Genomic DNA, 18,536 nt, shown 5'->3' with positions numbered 1-18,536 from the left:
GTGAACCTCTACGTCACGCCCTAGATACCTCTCCACTACCACTCCCCTGCAATATGCGTCTGACCTGCAGGTTTGCGTCATCACTCCAGGTCACGGCGTACCACCCGGCCTTGTCGAGAGCCTTTCGTCCGTCGGTCGTATGCCGCAGACTGCTCCGCATGGACGACGGCGACTCCCCCGGCAAGCTTCTCGACGGCGCCGTGCTGCGCGGCGCCCGGATCACCGGCGGTGACCTGCGGGAGCTCGAGATCCGCGACAGCCAGGTCGACGGGCTGCGGATCCTGGACAGCATCGGCGCCACGGTGAGCGTCAGCGGTGCCCTGGAGAAGGTCCTGGTCGACGACGTCGACGTCACTGCGTATGTGCGGGATGTGCTCGATGCACGCCATCCCGGCCGCCGCGAAACGCGCGAGGCCGTCAGCCCGGAGGATTTCCGCGCGGCCTGGCAGATCGTGCAGGCCCGGTGGGACGAGCTGTTCTGCGCGCTGCGGGAGGCTCCGCCCACCCGCGCGCACGCCTCGGTGGACGGCGAATGGTCGCTCGTCCAGACGCTGCGGCACCTCCGCTTCGCAGCAGACGCCTGGATCGGGACCGCCATGTATGCCGAGCCCGTGCCGCATCATCCGTGGGGCCTTCCGGCAGCAGGCACCCCGCAGGAGATCGTCGACGAGCTCGGCCTGGACCTCGCGGCGGAACCGGACCTTCCACAGGTCCTCGAGGTGCGCACAGCGCGTCGGAACGACCTGGAGCATCTGCTCGAGCACCTCACGGAGGAGGAGCTGAACCGGGTATGCAGCAGCACTCCCGGGCCCGGCTATCCCGAGGGTGAGTATGTCGTGCGCCGCTGTCTGCGGGTGGTGCTCACCGAGGAGGTCGAGCACCTGCGCTACGCCCTGAGGGACCTCGCCAAGCTCGCGCATAGCGAGGCCTGAGAGCGGCAGATCCGGCTCACAGCGAGAAGACGGACCAGCAGATCGCGTCGCGACTCCCCTGGTCCTCGAGCACCAGCTCCCGGATCTCTGCAGGCAGCTGGTCTCGTTGCCAGTCCCGTTCGGCCCGCAGTGCGGCGTCCCCTCGTGCGGCGCGCACTGCCTTGAGCGCATATGCAGCCGCCCCGAGATCGTGTTCGGCGACATGGCCGACGCAGGCGGCCTGACCGGCGGCGTAGGCCGCGCACCGGGCTGCTCCCCGCAGCGGCCGGGCCGCACCCATCGCGTGACCGCCGAGGGCTCTGGCCCCCATCATCGGGAGCTCGCCCCTCGCCCAGGCCCGCGCCGCGCTGATCGCCTGCCGAGGGCGGGAGTTCTTGGCGCACTCGGCCTCGAACAGCTCCAGCACGTGCTCTGCGCAGTCAGCCGCCCAGAGCGCCAGCAGCTGATGGTCCTCGTCGCGCAGCGTGCCGCCGCGACGGATCGTCACCATCCGCGGGTCGCGCACCTCCGGCAGGATCATCGGGCCATCATTCCTCTGGAAGCAGTCTCAGACCGTTCCCGGAAGCTGGCCGGTGGCGCCGCTCCCCCGGCCTGCGAGCACGAAGAAGGTCCCCGAGATCATGCATCCCACGACCATGACGATCGCCATCGGGAGCGAGGAATGCGTTCCCGCGATGCCCACCAGCGGCGCAGCGATGGAGGCCGAGAACGAGAAGCCGAGGCCCAGCATCGCCGAGCCGGTGCCCGCGAACTCACGTGCCTGGTCCGAGGCGAGCGCACCGCCGTTGCCGAAGATCATGCCCTGGGGTGCGACGGTGAAGAAGAACGCCGGCAGCACGATCCATGCCGGGGTATCCAGGAACAGGCTTCCGATCAGCAGCGCGAAACTGGCCAGCGAGACGACGATCAGGCCCACCCTGATGAGCTTGCGCGGATGGATGGTGCGGGTGAGCCGAGCCGAGAGCAGCGAGAGCGCCATCATCCCCATCGAGTTGATCGCGAAGCTCACCGAATATTCGGTCGAGGTGAAGCCGAGCATCTCCTGCACCACGAAGGACGACGCCGATACGTAGGCCATCAGCGCGAAGGCCGAGAACGCGTTGACCAGCATGTAGGCGACGAAGATCCGCCGACGGAGCAGAGTCCGGACATTCCTCAGGAACGTGCGGAAACCACCCGAATGGCGGCGGGAGACCGGGAGCGACTCCGGGATCAGGAAGATCACCCCGATCAGCGAGATCAGCGACATGGCGGCGATGACCAGGAAGATCTCGCGCCACTGGCCGACGACGAGGATGAGGCCGCCCAGCAGCGGCGCGACGATCGGAGCGACGCCGCCCACGCCCTGCATGATGTTCATGATGCGGAACAGCTCGGGCCCGTCGGTCATGTCGATCAGCACGGCGCGGCCGAGCACCATGCCGAAGCCGCCACCGATCCCCTGCAGCACCCGCAGCACCAGCAGGAGCTCGACGGTGTCCGCATAGGCGCAGCCGATCGAGGCGACCAGGCACAGGATGATGCCGATCAGCAGCGGAATGCGTCGGCCCATCCGGTCCGAGAGCGGTCCGGCCACCACCTGACCGGTCGCGGTGCCGAGGAAGAAGGCGGTGATGGTCAGCTGCATCCGGGAGGCGGTGGTCGAGAGCTCGTCTGCGACGTCCGGGAAGGCGGGGATGTACATATCGGTCGCGAGGGGACCGATGGCGCTGAGCGTGGTGAGGACCACGATCACTATCGCGGTGACCTTGCTGCGGGTGCGGCTGAGCTCCTCCTCGCTGGGGAGCTGGGCGAGGTCGTGGTCGGCCGTGTCCTCGAGGACGGGGATCGCGCCGGTGATGGTGGGGATCGCCCCGGTGATCGTCGGAAGGGAACCGGTCTGGGTGGGGAGGGAGCCGGTGGAGGTGGTCGGCTCTTCGCGAGCGTCCTCGCGGGGGATGTCGTCAGCGGCGGAAGCCACGGGGTGTTCCTTTCAGGCGGGCAGACGTCGAGCCAGGAGGATCACAGGGATCCCGCCCGGCTCGATCCGCCCATCCTATGCAAGCGCTTGCTCTGCGTACAGCCCCGGTCAGGCGGCGGGCTCCCGCAGCTCGGCCAGCTGGCGCTGGTAGCTCCTGTCGGTGCGCTTCATCCAGCGGATCACGGCGGAGGTCACCGGGATCATCGCGTACTGGACCGCGACCTTGTAGACGAAGCCCAGAATCGTGTACTCGGCCCACTGCTCGACCGTGGTGATGCCGATGGCCACCGAGGCGATCGAGCAGAAGATTATCGTGTCCACCAGCTCGCCGAGGCCGCTGGAGGTGAACAGCCGGGCGATCAGGCCTCGCTCCCCCATCCGCTGCTTCATGCGGGTGACCACGAAGGAGTTCAGGCTCTGCCCGGCGAGGAAGCCTGCGAGTCCGGCGAGGACCACGATCCAGACCGGACCGAGGGCGAGCTCGAGGGCTGCCTGCTTGGCCAGACCGTATTCGTCGGGGAAGGGAGGTAGCGCGATGATCACCTGATAGCTGATCGAGGCCAGGATGCTCACGGCGAAGGACGTGATGATCGCGCGGCGGGCACTGCGGGCGCCGTACAGCTCGGTGATGATGTCGCCGAGCACATAGGCGAGCGGGAAGAGGAAGAAGCCACCATCGGTGATGATCTCGAAGCCGGTGCCGGGGAAGTGTCCGAAGCTGACGCCTTTGGCAGCACCGATCCCTGAGAGCACGACCACGGTGACCATGGCGGCGAGGAGTATGTCGAAGTGAGAGCTGCCCCGGTCGGCGTAGACGGCGCCGGCCGGGCTTCCAGGCTGGGGGGCGGTGGGTGTGGGGTGCTGTTCAGTGTTCACCGGGGCAGGTTACACAGCGGGCCGGGCCTGGACCATGAGGTCAGGGCCCGGCCCGGCCGGTGCGACGTATCGCTCAGTTGCCGTCGGCTCAGTTGCCGTCGGCTCAGATGCCGTCGGCGCCGTAGTCGTACTCGCCCACGAAGCGCCCGAACTGCTCCTCGCTGCCATGCCAGAGATTCGAGTCTCCGGCGAAGGGGCCGGAGTCCGAGTACTGCCACATCTCCCAACCCCACCAGCGGCCCGGGAGAGTGCTCGGGCGCGAGGAACTGTAGGAGGCGAGGAACAGCGGCGAGTTCTTCGGGGTCCAGTCCCCCACCACGTCGTTCCACCAGTGCAGGTTCGTGTACAGCGCCGGGCGGCGTCCCGTCTGCTCGCGGTAGTGGTTCGAGAAGCCCGCGATCCACTCGCGCATCTCCTGCGGGGAGAGCCCGTAGTCACGGGGCAGGCCGTGATAGGCCTCGAAGTCGACCATGCCCGGCAGGGTGATGCCGTCTCCGCTCCAGCCGCCGCCGTTGTTGAGGAAGAAGTCCGCCTGCTCCTCCGGGCCTCCAGAGTCGGGGCGTGCGAAGTGATAGCCGCCGCGCACGAGTCCTGCGTTTCCGGCGCCGGTGTACTGGTGGTTGAAGGCCGGACTGCGGTAGCTGCGTCCCTCGGTCGCTTTCACATAGGCGAAGCGGGAGCCGAGCTCGGCCTGCGCGGCCCAGTCGACCTCCCCCTGCCAGCCGGAGACGTCCTGGCCGTAGATGCCTGCCGCATTCGCTGCCGGGGCCGCCAGCGCGGCCGCTCCGGTGCTGAGGGCGGCGGCGCCGAGGACTCCCCCGCGCAGAACAGATCGGCGCGAGGTGCCGACGGGCTCGGTGGGCACGGGCGGAGAGGTGAGATGGCGGGGTCGATAGGACGACATGGCGTCTCCTGGGGAAGCGGGGAAGCTTGGGGAAGCAGGAAAGGTCGGTGCGACGACCGTCACACCGCTGTCACCGTACGCGGAACCGCTCGCTCACGGAACTCGCACCAGCTGAAACCGGCGTGTCACGGCGAATCGGGCAGATCCCTGTGAAAAGGGTGTCTCGCCCGCGCGCGGCGCTCAGTCCGCGCGCGGCGCTATGAAGGCCTGCAGCGTGCCCAGAATGGTGGTGGCGGCGAGCTCGGTGACGTCCCGCTGCTCCAGGTGCTCACGCAGCATGAGGTCGATGAAGATGCCGATCAGCAGCTGAGCAAGATCTTCCGGCGCCAGCAGGGCGCGGGCCTCGGAAGCTTCCAGCCGCACCGTGAGCATGGTCCCGATCTCATCCCGCAGCCGTTCGAGCTGCACAGCGAGGGCGACCCGCATCTGCTCGTCACGCAGAGAGCGCGCGATCGCATCGGAGTAGAGCAGATACCACTGGCGACCGAAGGGCCGGATCCCCTCGAACACTGCGAGCATCACGCCGGCGTCGTCGAGATCGGGGACCGTCCCAGCTCCGTGAGGCACGCCCTGCATGACCGCGGCCTCCACCGCGCTGTGCGCGATGCCGATGAGCTCTGCGGTCACCTCGTCGAACAGTCCGGTGAAGACCTCCTCCTTGGTGGAGAAGTTCGAGTAGAAGGCTCCCCGTGTGAACCCGGCTGCCTTGGCGAGATCATCGACTGTCGCGCCATCGACGCCCTTCTCGACGAAGACCTCGAGCGAAGCCCGCACGAGTTTGGCGCGGGTGTTCTCGCGGCGCCGAGTGCCGGCCGATTCGGGCAGCGGCTCGAACAGATCGCTCATGGCTCCTCAGGGGATGCGGTAGGTCAGGCGGGTGGGATGACTCTCACTCCATCGATGCTCAGGGGCGTTGATGTCGGTGAAGGCCAGCCGATAGTATCGCACCGATACGTTCGTGTATCGAATGCGTGGGCGTCTCCAGTGGAGCGATCCGACGTCTCCCTCTCCTCGTGCCCGTCCTGGAGGTCGCGTGTCCTCGTCCCTGTACCGCCTCGGTCGTCTGATGGCCTCCCTGCGCTGGAAGATCGTCGGTGCCTGGATCGCGCTGCTGCTCATCGTGGGTGGCCTCGCCGTGGGTCTCGGCGGCACCTTCGCCACCGACATCGAGATCCCCGGCACCGAGGGCCAGCGCGGCATCGATGCACTCGCTCAGCGGTTCCCGGAGCTGGGCGGCACCGCCGGCCAGGTGGTGCTCGTGACCCCGGACGGCGTCCCGGTCGATGAGCATCAGGACGAGATCGAAGCGCTGATGGGAGAGATCGCCGATGTCGATGGCGTCGCGGCCGCCCCCTCCCCCTTCGACGACCTCTCCCCCGGCACCCGCACCGACGACGATTCGGCGATCATCGCGCAGTTCCAGATGGCGCCGTACGACGGGGAGTACCCGGCAGATTCCATCGCCGAGATCACGCAGCTGGTGGATGAGGCGCAGACCCCCTCGCTCCAGACCCATATCGGCGGGCAGGTGCTCCAGAGCGCGGAGATCCCCTTCGGCGCCGGAGAGGTGATCGGCGTGCTCGTCGCACTGCTGATCCTCGCGATCGTCTTCCGCTCCCTGATCCCTGCAGTGATCCCGATCATCACCGCGATCGTCGGCGTCGGCGTCTCGATGCTCGCCCTGGTCGCGCTCTCGGCCGGGGTCGAGATCCCCTCGGTGACCACCGCGCTCGGCGCGATGCTCGGGCTCGCCGTCGGCATCGACTACGCCCTGTTCATCCTCTCGCGCCACCGTGACCAGCTCAGCCAGGGCGACGACGTCCACGAGTCGATCGGCAAGTCGCTGGCCACCTCGGGAAGTGCCGTGATCTTCGCCGGCATGACCGTGATCATCGCGCTGGTGGGTCTGTTCATCACCGGCATCCCCTTCCTCACGGTGATGGGTGTCGCCGCAGCGGCGACCGTCGCCCTGTCCGTGGTCGTCGCGCTGACCATGCTCCCGGCGATGATGGGGATCCTCGGCGAACGGCTGCGTCCTCGGAAGATCCGCCGGATGATGGCCGAGCATGGAGGCACGCTGCCGGCCCCGGACCCCGTAGCCCGCCCCCGCCGCAGCCTCAGCCGCACCTGGGTGCGCCTGGTGACCAAGGTGCCCGCGCTCACGATCCTGGTGGTGATCATCGGCGTCGGCGCCCTCGCGATCCCGATCAAGGACCTCGAGCTGGCGCTGCCGGATCTCGGCACCGAGCCGCAGGGCACCTCCGCCCGCGACACCTACGACCTGGTCGCCGAGGAGTTCGGCCCCGGCTACAACGGTCCCCTGCTGGTCACCGCCGACATCATCAACACCACCGATCCCCTCGGTGTGGTCGACGAGCTCGAGAGCGACATCGCCTCCCTCGACCACGTCAAGGAGATCCAGATGGCGACCCCCAACCAGGGCGCCGACATGGCCGTGGTGATCGTGGTCCCCGAAGGCGGGCCCACCGACCAGTCCACCAAGGACCTGGTCGCCGAGCTGCGCGGCAGCGCCGACGGCTGGGAGGACGAGCTGTCGATCTCCGACGTCACCGTCACCGGCGCGACCGCCGTGGGCATCGACGTCACCGACAAGCTCTCCGACGCTCTGCTGCCCTTCGCCCTGTTCGTCGTCGGCCTCTCCCTGATCCTGCTGGGCATGGTGTTCCGCTCGATCTGGGTGCCCCTCAAAGCCTCCGTCGGCTACCTGTTCTCGGTCGCCGCGGCCTTCGGCGTGACCTCGATGGTGTTCGAGTACGGCTGGTTCAACGAACCGCTCTTCGTGCACGTCAACGGCCCTGTCGTCTCCTTCATGCCGATCATGGTGATGGGGGTGCTGTTCGGCCTGGCCATGGACTACGAGGTGTTCCTGGTCTCCCGCATGCGCGAGGAGTTCGTGCACACCGGCGACGCCCGCGGCGCGATCGAACGCGGCTTCACCGCCAACGCCCCGGTGGTCACCGCCGCGGCGCTGATCATGGTCGCCGTGTTCGCCGGCTTCGTGACCTCCGGCTGGTTCATGCTGCAGCCGATCGCCGTCGCGCTCGCCGTGGGTGTGCTGGTCGACGCCTTCGTGGTGCGGATGACCTTCGTGCCCGCGGTGCTCGCGCTGCTGGGCAAGCACGCCTGGTGGCTGCCCGGCTGGCTGTCCCGGGCGCTGCCCACCGTCGATGTGGAGGGTGAGGGGCTCGCTGCGGTGCTCGAGCATCGCCGCTGGACCGAGGAGCACGGCGAGCACGCGCTGCGTCTGGATCAGGTCGTCGCCCCGCTGCTCGGTGCCTCCGGCACCGTGGGGCCGCTCACCGGCTCCACCGCCCCGGGCACCCTGCTGGTGGTGCGTGCTCCCGACGATGCCGCCCGCGCGACCTTCCTCGCGCTCGCCGCAGGTCGCCACACCCCCACCTCCGGCATCCTCGCCGTCCACGACCGCCTGGCCCCCGATGACCTCGCGGCGATCCAGGGCCGTACCCACTGGATCGGCGCCGGCGCACCGGTCGCGTCCCGGCTGGCCGAGATCGACAGCCACGGCATCGCCCGAGCGGTGATCGTCATCGAGCAGATCGAGGACCTCGCCCATGCCGCGAGCGTCAGCGACGACACCCTCATCGAGCGCCTCGATGCGCTGCTGGAGAAGGGCGCCACGGTGATCGTCGGCTCTCGCACCGATCACCCCGTCGACGCCGAACGCCATCTGCTGGGGAGTCTGCGTGACCCCCGCCGGCTGCTCGCCCTGTCCGTCCAACGCTCCACCGCATCGTCCCTGGACACCGCATCGTCCCCGGACACCGCATCGTCCCCGGACACCGCTTCCTCTCCCGAAGGAGCCCTCGCATGAACCGCCTGACGCATCCCCGCACCCTGATCGTCGTCCTGGTGCTGCCGCTGCTGGTGGCGGCGCTGGGCATGTGGGCGCTCAGCGGGCGGGTGGACCGCCTGGACACGGTGCCGGCCGCGGTCGTGAACCTCGATGCGGGCGCCGAGATCCAGGACGCCGACGGCGAGGTCCAGACCGTCCCCTTCGGCCGGCTGCTGACCGGCGCGCTGACCCAGCCCGGCACCGTCGAGGGGCAGGACACCCCGGACACCACCGGCTTCGACTGGCAGCTCACCACGCAGGAAGACGCTGAGCAGGGCCTGCAGGACGGCACCTACTCGGCCGTGGTCGTGATCCCGAAGAACTTCTCCCAGGATCTGGCGACGATCGGCACCCCCGAGGCCACCCAGGCGATCCTCGAGGTCACGACCAACGATGCCAGCGGCCAGATCAATGCCCTGGTGGGCACGGCGGTCGCCGAGGCCTCCGCCTCCACCATGGGCGGGCAGATGGCGCGGCAGTATCTCGACGGCCTCTACCTCGGCTTCAACGACCTCGGCAGGGGCTTCGGCGACGCGGCCGACGGTGCGGAAGAGCTCTCCGAGGGCACGAACGGTCTGGACGACGGCACCCAGGAGCTCGCCGAGGGCACCCGCACCCTCGCCGACGGCAGCGAGAAGGCGGCCGAGGGCGCACACGAGTTCTCCGGCGGAGTATGGACCTTCGCCGACGGCACCTGGCAGGCGGCCGACGGGACACGCACGCTCGCCGATGGACTCGATGAGCTGGCCACCGGCAGCGAGGAGCTCTCCAACGGTGTCCTCGGACTGCAGAACGGCATGAACGGCACCGACGGCCAGCCGGGCCTGCTCGATGGTGCCTCCCTGCTCGCCGCTGGCGTGGAGGGCGATGGCACCGCCGAGAACCCGGGACTCGAGGCGGGCGCGGACCAGCTCGCCACCGGCCTCGAGCAGTTCGCAGGCGGAGTCTCCCAGACCGGCACCGCGATCTCGGGCGACGGCACCGCCGAGAACCCCGGCCTGGTCCCCACCGCGCAGGGTGTCGCGGAGGGCACCGCGCAGCTCGGCGAGGGCGCCCAGCAGGCGGCCGACGGACTCGCCGGCACCCCCGAGCAGCCCGGCCTCGCCCAGGGAGCCCAGGGCGTGGTCGCCTACGCCGACTCCGCAGGAGAGGTCGCCGGTGGACTCACCGGGCTCGTGGACGGTGACGGCACCGCCGAGAATCCGGGCATGACTGCGCTGTCCGGCTCCCTGCAGGAGTCCGCGTGCACCCTCGCCGAGCGCTATCCCGATGACCCTGAGGCCCAGGGCCTGTGCCAGCAGGCGGGCGGCATGACCGGCTATGTCACCGGAGTGGGCGAGGCCGCCGGCGGCCTCGACACCATCGTCAGCGGCGACGGCACCGCCGAGAACCCCGGCCTGACCGCCACCGCGCAGGGCGTGGGCGATGGCGCGACGGCCGCTGTGGACCCCGTCCAGCAGATCGCCGACGGCATCAACGGCACGGAGGAGCAGCCGGGCCTGGTCCAGGGCACCGAGGGTGTGCTGACCTACGCCCAGGGCATCGGGAGTGCGTTCGACGGGGACGGCACCGCCCAGAACCCCGGCCTCACCGCCTCCGCCCAGCAGCTCGCCACCGGCGCGCGTACCAGTGCCGACGGCTCGGGCGAACTGGTCAGCGGAGTCAGCGGCCTGCATGACGGACTGGTCCAGTACGCCGACGGCGTCGACCAGCTCGCCGAGGGCGCCTCACAGCTCGCCACCGGCGCTCGCGCCAGCGCCGACGGCGCCGGGACCCTCGCCGAGGGCACCGATCAGCTGGCCGAGGGTGCGACCGCCCTCGGCACCGGAGCGCAGCAGCTGGCGCAGGGCAATCAGGAACTGGCGGACGGCACCGGGGAGCTCGCCGAGGGCACCGAGGAGCTGGCCGAGGGCACCACCGGTCTCGCCGAAGGCACCGAGGAGCTGGCCGGCGGTCTGCGAGAGGGCGCCGACGCGGTGCCGTCCTACTCCGAGACCGAGCGCACCCGGATGGGTGAGATGGCCGCCGCTCCCGTCGGCACCGAGGTGGAGCGGCAGAACGAGGCGAACGGGGCGGATACCGCCACCTTCCCCTTCGTCACTGCGCTCGCCCTGTGGCTGGGCGCCTTCGGCACCTTCCTGCTGCTGCCCGCTCTGCGGCGCAGCCTGCTGGACCGGGCGCTGCCGATGCGGCGGGTGGTGCTGCGTTCGCTGGCACCGGCACTGCTGATCGCGGTGGTGCAGACCATCGCGGTGCTCGCGGTCCTCACCGCCATCGGCATCTCCCCGGTGTCCCCGCTGTCGGTGGGCCTGGTGGCCTTCGCCGGGGCGGTCATGTTCGCGGCGCTGCACCAGATGCTGCTGACGCTGCTGGGCGACCGCATCGGCCGGATCTCCTCGATCGTGCTGATGGTGCTGCAGGTGGTGACGCTGGTGGGGATCGTGCCGGTGCAGACCGCGCCGGAGCTGCTGCAGTCGATCGGCTCGCTGATGCCGCTGTCGATCGTCACCCAGGGCCTGGTCCATGCGGCGCTCGGCGGGTCGCTGGTGAGCACCTCGAGCACGCTGCTCGCGATCCTCGCCTGGGCGGCGGTCTCATTGCTGCTGACCCTGGTGGCCTCGCGCCGGGCCCGCTTCGCCCGCCGCTCCGTGCGGGTGGGCGGCAGGGCGGTCCCGGCGGCGGCCTGACGAGGGCTGTCACTGGAAGTCCCTGCTCACTGGAAGTCCCTGGACCTGCCCGCCGCGGCCAGGTCCAGGGGCGCCACGTCGTCGGCGACGAGGTTCACCGCGCCGGTGCGGTTCTCCACGATGCCGCGCAGCGTGATCGCGCGGGCGGTGCGCAGCACGGCCCGGTGCCGCACCCAGAACCCCTGGGAGCAGACCACGTTGAGGATCCCGGTCTCGTCCTCGAGGCTGAGGAAGGTGACGTTCCCGGCGGTGGCGGGGCGCTGGCGGTGGGTGATCACCCCGGCGACCCGGATCCGGGTGGAGTCCTCCACCTCGCCCAGGCCGGCGATCGACAGCACCCCGTCGGCCGTCAGCTCCTCCCGCAGCAGCGCCATCGGGTGATCATCCAGGGTGATGCCGGTGGCCCAGGCGTCGGCGGTGGCGAGCTCGGCATCGCTCATCCCCGGCAGCATCGGTGCCTGCGCACCGATGGCGAGATGCGGCAGGGTGCCCGGGGACTCCTGGGCGGCGGCGCCCGCGGCCCACAGCGCCTGCCGGCGCGAGCTCGCCAGCGCGTCCAGCGCCCCGGCGGTGGCCAGCGCTTCGAGCTGCCGGGCGGTCAGCCGCACCCGGCGGGCCAGATCCGGGACCGAGACGAAGGCCCCGCCGCGTTCCCGCTCCCCCGTGATCGCCTCCGCAGTCTCGGTGCTGATCCCGCGCACCTGATCCAGGCCCAGCCGGATCGCCGGACCGGCCGCTGCGCTCTCTCCCTGGACCTGCTCCCGCGGCGGATCCACCCGGTAGCTGTGGTGCTCCTCGTCGGTCTCCAGATCCGTGCGGGCGCGGCTTCGCAGCACATCGGGCCCTCGGGTGAGCACGCCGTGGCGGCGGGCGTCCGCGACCAGCGACTGCGGGGAGTAGAAGCCCATCGGCTGGGAGCGCAGCAGCGCCGCGGTGAACGCGGCCGGGTAGTGGCACTTCAGGTACGAGCTCGCGTAGACGAGATAGGCGAAGGAGTAGGCGTGGGACTCGGGGAAGCCGTAGTTCGCGAAGGCGAGCAGCTTGCGGTGGACTCCGTCGGCCTCCTCCCCCACGATGCCGTGCTTCGCCATCCCCTCGAACAGTGCGTCGGAGAGCTCGAGCATCTTCTGGGTGGAGCGTTTGGAGCCCATCGCCCGGCGCAGCTGATCGGCCTGGGCGGGGCTGAAGTCCGCGACGTCGACCACCATCTGCATCAGCTGCTCCTGGAACAGCGGGATTCCGAGCGTGCGGCCCAGGGACTTCTCCAGCCGCGGGTGGAGGAAGGTGACCTCCTCCTCCTTGTTCCGGCGCCGGATATAGGGGTGCACGGAGCCGCCCTGGATGGGGCCGGGCCGGATCAGCGCGACCTCCACCACCAGGTCATAGAACACCCGCGGCTTCAGCCGCGGCAGGGTGGAGATCTGGGCGCGGGACTCCACCTGGAACACTCCCACGCTGTCCCCCTCGCACAGCATGTCGTAGACCGCCTCGTCCTCCTGGGGCAGGGTGCGCAGCTCGAAATGCTGGCCGTGGTGCTCGGCGACGATCTGCAGCGCATGATCCAGCGCGGTGAGCATCCCCAGGCCCAGCAGGTCGAACTTGACCAGGCCCGCGTCGGCGCAGTCCTCCTTGTCCCACTGCAGCACGGAGCGGTTCTCCATCGCGGCCCACTGCACCGGGCACACCTCGATCACCGGCCGGTCCGCGAGCACCATCCCGCCGGAGTGGATGCCCAGGTGCCGCGGGGCGTCGCGCAGCTGGTGGGCGAGCTCGATGACGTCGGCGGGGATGTCGGCATCGGCCAGCGAGGAGAAGGAGCGCTCGATCCGCTTGGCGAAGGCGTCCTGCGCGCCGGGGTCGTAGCCGAGCGCCCGGGCGGCGTCCCGCACCGCGAGCCGGGCCCGGTAGGTGATGACGTTGGCGACCTGCGCGGCGTTCTCCCGGCCGTAGCGGTCGTAGACGTGCTGGATCACCTCCTCCCGGCGATCGGAGGCGATGTCGATGTCGATGTCCGGCGGGCCGTCCCGCTCCGGCGCCAGGAAGCGTTCGAACAGCAGGTGGTGGCCGACGGGTTCGACCGCGGTGATCCCCAGCGCGTAGCAGACCGCGCTGTTGGCGGCAGAGCCGCGCCCCTGGGCGAGGATCCCCTCCCCGGCGCAGAAGTCCACGATCTCGTGGACGATCAGGAAGTAGCCGGGGAAGTGCAGGTCGATGATGACCTTCAGCTCATGGTCGATCTGCGCCCACGCCCCCGGGATCTGCTCGGGACGCTCCGCCGTCGGCCGGGGGCCGTAGCGCTCCTGCCCCTCGATCTCCACCAGCTCCACCAGCCAGCTGGCCTCGTCATGCCCCGACGGCACCGGGAAGGGCGGCAGGTCCGGGGCCAGCAGCCGCAGGTCCAGGGCGCAGTCCCGGCCCAGCCGCGCGGCCTGCGCGATCGCCCCGGGATAGCGGGGCAGCAGCTGGGCCATCTCCTCACCGCTGCGCAGGTGCGCCGGGCGGGAGGAGAGGTAGGGATCGGCCTGGGCGAGCGGCACCCCGGCGCGGAGGGCGGCGTGGGTGTCCGCCAGGCGTTTGTCCGCCGGGCGGGCGTAGTGGGCGTTGGTGGTCGCGACCAGCGGCAGGGAGACCTCATCCAGCCCGTGGCTCTCACGCACCAGGCGTGCACCCTGGGCGAGGGCATCGTGCAGCTCGTCGGCCTCTCCCCCGCCGCCGGCGATCAGCTCGACGGCGACGTTGCCGGGGCCGAACAGCTCCACCAGGCGCGTGATCGCGTCGGCCGCGGCGTGGGCTGCCGCCTCGAGGTCGCCGCTCTCCAGATGCGGGGCCGCGGCGCGGGTCACGGAGCCTTTGCGGCAGCCGGTGAGGATCTGCCAGTGCCCCTCGTGGGCGAGCCGGGACAGCTCCGCGAGCCGGTAGCGGGGGGCGGCCTTCTGCCCGCTGTCGAGGTGGGCGTGGGCGATCGCGGCGGAGAGCTGCCGGTAGCCGTCCGTGTCGCGCACCAGCACCAGCAGGTGCTCGCCCTCCGGGTCCGGGACACCGGTGCGGGGCGCGGAGATGACCGGGGTGGCGCTCGCGGCCTCCGCCCCGGGTTCGAGGCCCAGGGTCAGCTCGGCCCCGAAGACGGTGGCGATCCCCGCCTCCGCGGCGGCTTTGGCGAAGCGCACCGCACCGGGCAGCCCGTCATGGTCGACCAGGGTGAGCGCGCCGAGCCCGAGCCGGGCGGCCTGCGCGGCCATGTCTGCGGGGCTCGATGCGCCGTCGAGGAAGCTGAAGTGGGAGTGGGCATGCAGCTCCGCGTAGTCGACGGTGCGCGCGGGCCGATACGCGTCATCGGAGACCTTCCCGGTGTGCTCGATGACGACCGGCGGGGAGACCAGCTCCGCCGGACGGTCCGAGAGGACCGCCTCGAGGTCCTTCCACGCGGGCGGGCCCAGGAACCAGCGGGCCATCAGCGATTCTCCCTAGTCATACAACCCCTCCAGCATCCACTCCCCCGTGCGGGACAGCGCCAGCACGGCGGTCTCCTCGGCGCTTGCGCCGCGAACCACCAGCTGCAGGCGGGCGGCGCGATGGCCGTCCTGCGCCCACCAGCGCTCGTCGATCACGGTGGGGGCACCGTGGCCGAGCACCGGATAGCCGGAGCCGGCGCGCAGCCCCGCCCGCTGCAGGGCCGGGGCACCGGGCGCGGTGACCAGCAGCTGGGCAGGTGGGGCGCTCAGCAGTCCGCGGGCGGTGACCACGACGGGTCGACCCGAGGCGTCCTCGAGGCGCACCGAGGGCGGTTGGCGGAACACGGTGGCGGGCACCGGGCGTGGCAAGGAGCCCGGCCAGGGGCCGTCGCGGCGGGTGGGCTTCTCGCTGCGCCAGGGCACCAGCGTCACCTCCTCGGCGAGCAGCCGCCCGCCGGCGAGGGCGGGGACCTGCACCGCGTCCTCCCCCGCCAGGCCCTGGGCGCGGGCGAGGGCGCGGGAGGCTCGCTGGGCCGCTTCCCCGGCGCTGCCCCACAGGGCGGGAGCGTTCTCCCCGGCCGGGGCGAGCTGCAGCGGATGCAGGCCGATCCGGGTGATCGCGCCGGTCGCGGGGCCGCCCAGCCGGGCGCGGGTGATCCAGCCGTCGCACTGCCATCGGATGCGGTCCACGACATCGGCGACGGTCAGCGCCCCGTCGTGCCGCCAGGTGCGCTCCATCTCCTCTCCGCCCTCGGTGCGGGCCACGATCCGCAGCCGGGTGCACACCAGGCCGTTCGCGACCAGCATCGCGTGCAGCTGCTCGGCCAGCGGGCGGGCGATGAAGGCCGCCTGGTCGGTGCGCACCAGCGGGGTCTCCAGCGTGGTCTCGGCGAGGATCGGCTGGGTGGGATGATGCGCCGCGGGCGGGGTGGGCTCCTCGCCGCGGGCCAGCAGGTGCAGGGTCGCGACGTCGGGCCCGAAGCGGTCGGCGACGGCGGCCGACGGGAGCGCGGCGAGATCCCCAAGAGTGGTGATGCCGAGCCGCTGCAGCAGGTCGACGGTCTCGGCGAGGTCCAGCCTGCGTTCCGGGCGGGTGGCCGAGGGCTGACCGCGATGTCCCCAGCCGGGGCCGACGGGCGCGCTGCCGAGGGCCTGGATCGGATGCGGGGCGAGATAGTCGGCACTGCGACCCTCGCGCACGATCCGCCCCCGCGGGGAGGCGAGCAGCGCAGCGAACGGGCCGTCGGCGATCCCGACGGTGCAGTCCCATCCGGTGAGCTCGGCGACCGCGTCGAGGATCTGCTCCGCGAGGGGCCCTTCGCCGCCCCGGTGGCGGGCGGGGCCGCGGGCGGACATCAGCAGCACCCCGGGACGCAGCACGTCGACCCCGGCGGCGATCGTGTCCACCGCGGCGGCGACCAGCTCGAACAGGGCGGATTCGTGCTCCCTGTCGGCCTCCAGCACGAGCGCCTCGGGGCAGGCGGCGCGGGCGGCGCGACGCTTCATGCCGGGCATGACTCCGGCCGCCTGGGCTGCGGCCCCGGCGTGGGTGACGCGGTGCTGGTCCAGCAGGATCACCGGGGCGGTGGCGAGGTCGAGCGACGGCGGGGTCTGCCCCGCCACTGTCTCTTTCCCTGCCGCTTCCGCAGCCTCTACCTCGTTCTCGCTGCGGCGCTGGTGGCGGTCCAGCGCCGCCAGCAGCGGCCAGTCCGGGACGGTGACAGCGACGGTGCGGGTCGCGGCGGGCGATCCCGAGGTGGGGAGCTTGGCAGGCGTATCCGTCGCGCTCATCAGCTGGCCCTCCGCACCGGTCGCAGCAGGCGCATCGGCTCTCGGACCTCTCGAACCTGCGGGGCGTCGGCGATCATGCCTCGCACCTGGGGCAGCAGCACCTCGGTGGTGCGGTGCCCGGCGATCCCGCGCCCATCGGCGGTGATCTCGAGGCGGCGCCTGCGCAGCCGGCCCGAGCCGGTCCCGAGCCCTGCCCAGCCCTGGGTGACGGCGCGGAGGGTGAGGTCGGCGCGGCCGGGCGGGGTGGCGGCGAGGACCAGGGTGTCGGCGGTGCGGGCCCGGTTCAGCAGGCTGCGCCAGAGCCCGGGGGCGAGGTCCAGGTCAGGCCCCAGCACCAGCACGCCCACGCCGTCGGCCAGGGCGGAGAGCACCTGGGGGCGCTGGTCCCCGTCGGCCGGGGCGAGCGCGAGGCGGCAAGGATCCAGGCCGGCGTCCAGAGCGGAGCGCAGGCCCAGGTCGGACATGCCGGCGATCGCGCACCAGGAGTCCTCCCCCGCCGCAGCGACCGCGAGGGACAGCAGCAGCGAGGTGGTCGCGGCGCCCTGGATCGCCACGGAGCTGCCGGCGCGCAGACTGCCGCGCGGGAACAGCGTGGCGAGCGGTCCGGGGACCGGCAGGCGGGCGCCGAGGCCGTCATCGGCGGACTCTGCGCCTGGTCCTGCGACAGGTCCCGCGCCGGGGTCTGACACGGAGGGCGCCGACGACTGCAGAGCGGTCCGATCGATCCTCCCGCCCCAGCGCGCGGCAGAGCGCTCAGCCGCACCCAACGCGGCCCGAGCCCGAGACAGGCGCTGCTCGCGATCTTCTACCTGGAGGGCTGTGCCCATCGTGATTCCTCCTTCCGCCTCTCGCCATTCCGCTCACACACATGTTCGAACAGGGGTTCGAACTGTACGCCCAGAAGGGGTAGTGCTCAAGGCGTCCAGGTCGTGACTTCGAACGTACATGCGAAGCCTCTGGGAGGGGTGTGACAGACGGCGGCGGGGCGGCTCCGAGCCACAGGAGGCAGGAGGTGGGGACTGGGTCGATCAGCACCAGGGCTGGTATACATGCCGGTCATGAGCATCACAATCCGTCGGGCCGTCGTTGAGGATCTCGACGCCGTGCGCTTCATCGGCTTCTCGACATGGCCTCCTACCTACGGGCCGCTCAAGGGTGCCCGCTATGTCCTCGACGCGTTGGATAGCTATTGGAGCGCCGATGCCCTCCGTACCGCCATCGAGGCCGGAGGCATCGACGTTGCCGAGACCGCGCAGGGGGTCGTGGGCATGGCTGAGGTCGCGGAGCTCGGTGACGACCTGGTCCTGTGGAAGCTCTACGTCCTGCCCTCGCAGCAGCGCTCAGGAATCGGGCACGAGCTGATCTCCGCCGCGAAGGATCGTGCCCGGGCACGGCGCCGCGGTCTGCTCACCGAGTACGTCTCGGAGAACTCGGATGCCGGCCGCTTCTACGAGCGGGAAGGGTTCGTGCCGACCGCCGCCCCGTGGCCCGGAACGGCTGCTGCGTGGGTGCGCTGGCAGGACGATCCAGGCCGGATCTTCACTCTCCGTCCCGCCACGACAGAGGATGCCCATGGCTGCGCGGCAGTGCATCACGCCTCGTGGGTTGAGACCTACTCCGAGCTGCTTCCGGCGTCGCACTGGGAGACCGACACTCTTGAGCAGCGCGCTGCGACCTGGCAGCGATGGCTCGACGGCGGAGTTGCCGTGACCGTCGCGGAATCCGCTGGTCAGATCATCGGCCTCGCCATCGCGCATACGGGACGACAGATCGGCCCTCATGCGCCGGTGCGCGACCGGGAGCTGTATTCGCTCTATGTGCTCTCCGCGCATCACGGCAGCGGGGCCGGCCAGGCCCTGCTCGAGGCGGTGCTCCCTGCGGACGTCCCCGCCCAGCTCTGGGTCGCCGCGGAGAACCCCCGCGCGCGCCGGTTCTATGAGCGCAACGGCTTCACTCCTGATGGTGCCCGTCACGTCGACGAGACGCTCGACCTCGCCGAGGTCCGGCTCGTCCGCTGACGCTCCGCCACGCTTCCCGACCGACCTTCAGAAGGACTTCCC

At 71.0% G+C, this 18,536-nt stretch carries 12 protein-coding genes; 4 read left to right on the top strand and 8 right to left on the bottom strand.

Annotated features, from left to right (window positions below; genetic code table 11):
* Positions 1-158 precede the first annotated feature (158 nt).
* Positions 159-932, top strand: a complete 774-nt coding sequence (locus ABD893_RS11790) for a DinB family protein (RefSeq protein WP_345080160.1) — start codon at positions 159-161, stop codon at positions 930-932.
* Between the two features lie 16 nt (positions 933-948).
* Here the strand turns inward: ABD893_RS11790 and ABD893_RS11785 are convergent, their stop codons facing one another.
* The 5 genes from ABD893_RS11785 to ABD893_RS11765 all read right to left on the bottom strand — a co-directional run bounded on the left by ABD893_RS11785 (position 949) and on the right by ABD893_RS11765 (position 5,518).
* Entirely contained in the window at positions 949-1,452 is a 504-nt protein-coding gene (locus ABD893_RS11785; protein ID WP_345080157.1) for a putative immunity protein, read from the bottom strand.
* A 27-nt stretch (positions 1,453-1,479) separates the two neighbouring features.
* The gene (locus ABD893_RS11780) at positions 1,480-2,892 is read right to left on the bottom strand and encodes a multidrug effflux MFS transporter (RefSeq protein ID WP_345080154.1); all 1,413 of its coding nucleotides are present in this window, start codon (positions 2,890-2,892) and stop codon (positions 1,480-1,482) included.
* Positions 2,893-3,000: 108 nt separating this feature from the next.
* Positions 3,001-3,768, bottom strand: a complete 768-nt coding sequence (locus ABD893_RS11775; RefSeq protein WP_345080151.1) for a queuosine precursor transporter — start codon at positions 3,766-3,768, stop codon at positions 3,001-3,003.
* A gap of 103 nt (positions 3,769-3,871) precedes the next feature.
* The gene (locus ABD893_RS11770) at positions 3,872-4,672 is read right to left on the bottom strand and encodes a GH25 family lysozyme (RefSeq protein WP_345080148.1); all 801 of its coding nucleotides are present in this window, start codon (positions 4,670-4,672) and stop codon (positions 3,872-3,874) included.
* A gap of 180 nt (positions 4,673-4,852) precedes the next feature.
* Positions 4,853-5,518 carry a TetR/AcrR family transcriptional regulator gene (locus ABD893_RS11765; protein ID WP_345080145.1) on the bottom strand — a complete coding sequence of 222 codons (666 nt, stop codon included), beginning with the start codon at positions 5,516-5,518 and terminating at the stop codon, positions 4,853-4,855.
* A gap of 187 nt (positions 5,519-5,705) precedes the next feature.
* On the opposite strand from ABD893_RS11765, the gene ABD893_RS11760 reads away from it, so the two are divergent.
* Positions 5,706-8,525: an MMPL family transporter gene (locus ABD893_RS11760; protein WP_345080142.1), complete on the top strand. Its 2,820-nt coding sequence runs from the start codon at positions 5,706-5,708 to the stop codon at positions 8,523-8,525.
* A complete protein-coding gene (locus ABD893_RS11755) occupies positions 8,522-11,233 on the top strand; it encodes a YhgE/Pip family protein (protein ID WP_345080139.1) in 2,712 nt (903 codons plus the stop codon). The genes ABD893_RS11760 and ABD893_RS11755 overlap by 4 nt, the downstream gene beginning before the upstream one ends.
* Positions 11,234-11,259: 26 nt before the next feature.
* Here the strand turns inward: ABD893_RS11755 and ABD893_RS11750 are convergent, their stop codons facing one another.
* From ABD893_RS11750 to ABD893_RS11740, 3 genes are read right to left on the bottom strand one after another with little or no spacing between them, the layout of a single operon-like run.
* Positions 11,260-14,685, bottom strand: coding sequence for an error-prone DNA polymerase (locus ABD893_RS11750; RefSeq protein ID WP_345080136.1), 3,426 nt, complete (start codon positions 14,683-14,685; stop codon positions 11,260-11,262).
* Positions 14,686-14,697: 12 nt separating this feature from the next.
* On the bottom strand, positions 14,698-16,476 hold the full coding sequence (locus tag ABD893_RS11745; protein WP_345080133.1) for a DNA polymerase Y family protein: 1,779 nt from the start codon (positions 16,474-16,476) through the stop codon (positions 14,698-14,700).
* Positions 16,476-17,303, bottom strand: a complete 828-nt coding sequence (locus ABD893_RS11740; protein WP_345080130.1) for a serine/threonine-protein kinase — start codon at positions 17,301-17,303, stop codon at positions 16,476-16,478. Before ABD893_RS11740 ends, ABD893_RS11745 begins: the two co-directional genes overlap by 1 nt.
* 231 nt (positions 17,304-17,534) lie before the next feature.
* Here ABD893_RS11740 and ABD893_RS11735 point away from each other — a divergent pair, with 231 nt between their 5' ends.
* The gene (locus ABD893_RS11735; protein ID WP_345080127.1) at positions 17,535-18,494 is read left to right on the top strand and encodes a GNAT family N-acetyltransferase; all 960 of its coding nucleotides are present in this window, start codon (positions 17,535-17,537) and stop codon (positions 18,492-18,494) included.
* Positions 18,495-18,536 lie beyond the last annotated feature (42 nt).

Source organism: Brachybacterium paraconglomeratum (assembly GCF_039541415.1).
Lineage (GTDB): Bacteria > Actinomycetota > Actinomycetes > Actinomycetales > Dermabacteraceae > Brachybacterium > Brachybacterium paraconglomeratum_A.
The sequence above is the reverse complement of the archived record's forward strand: the minus strand, read 5'-3'. Positions and strand labels throughout refer to the sequence as shown.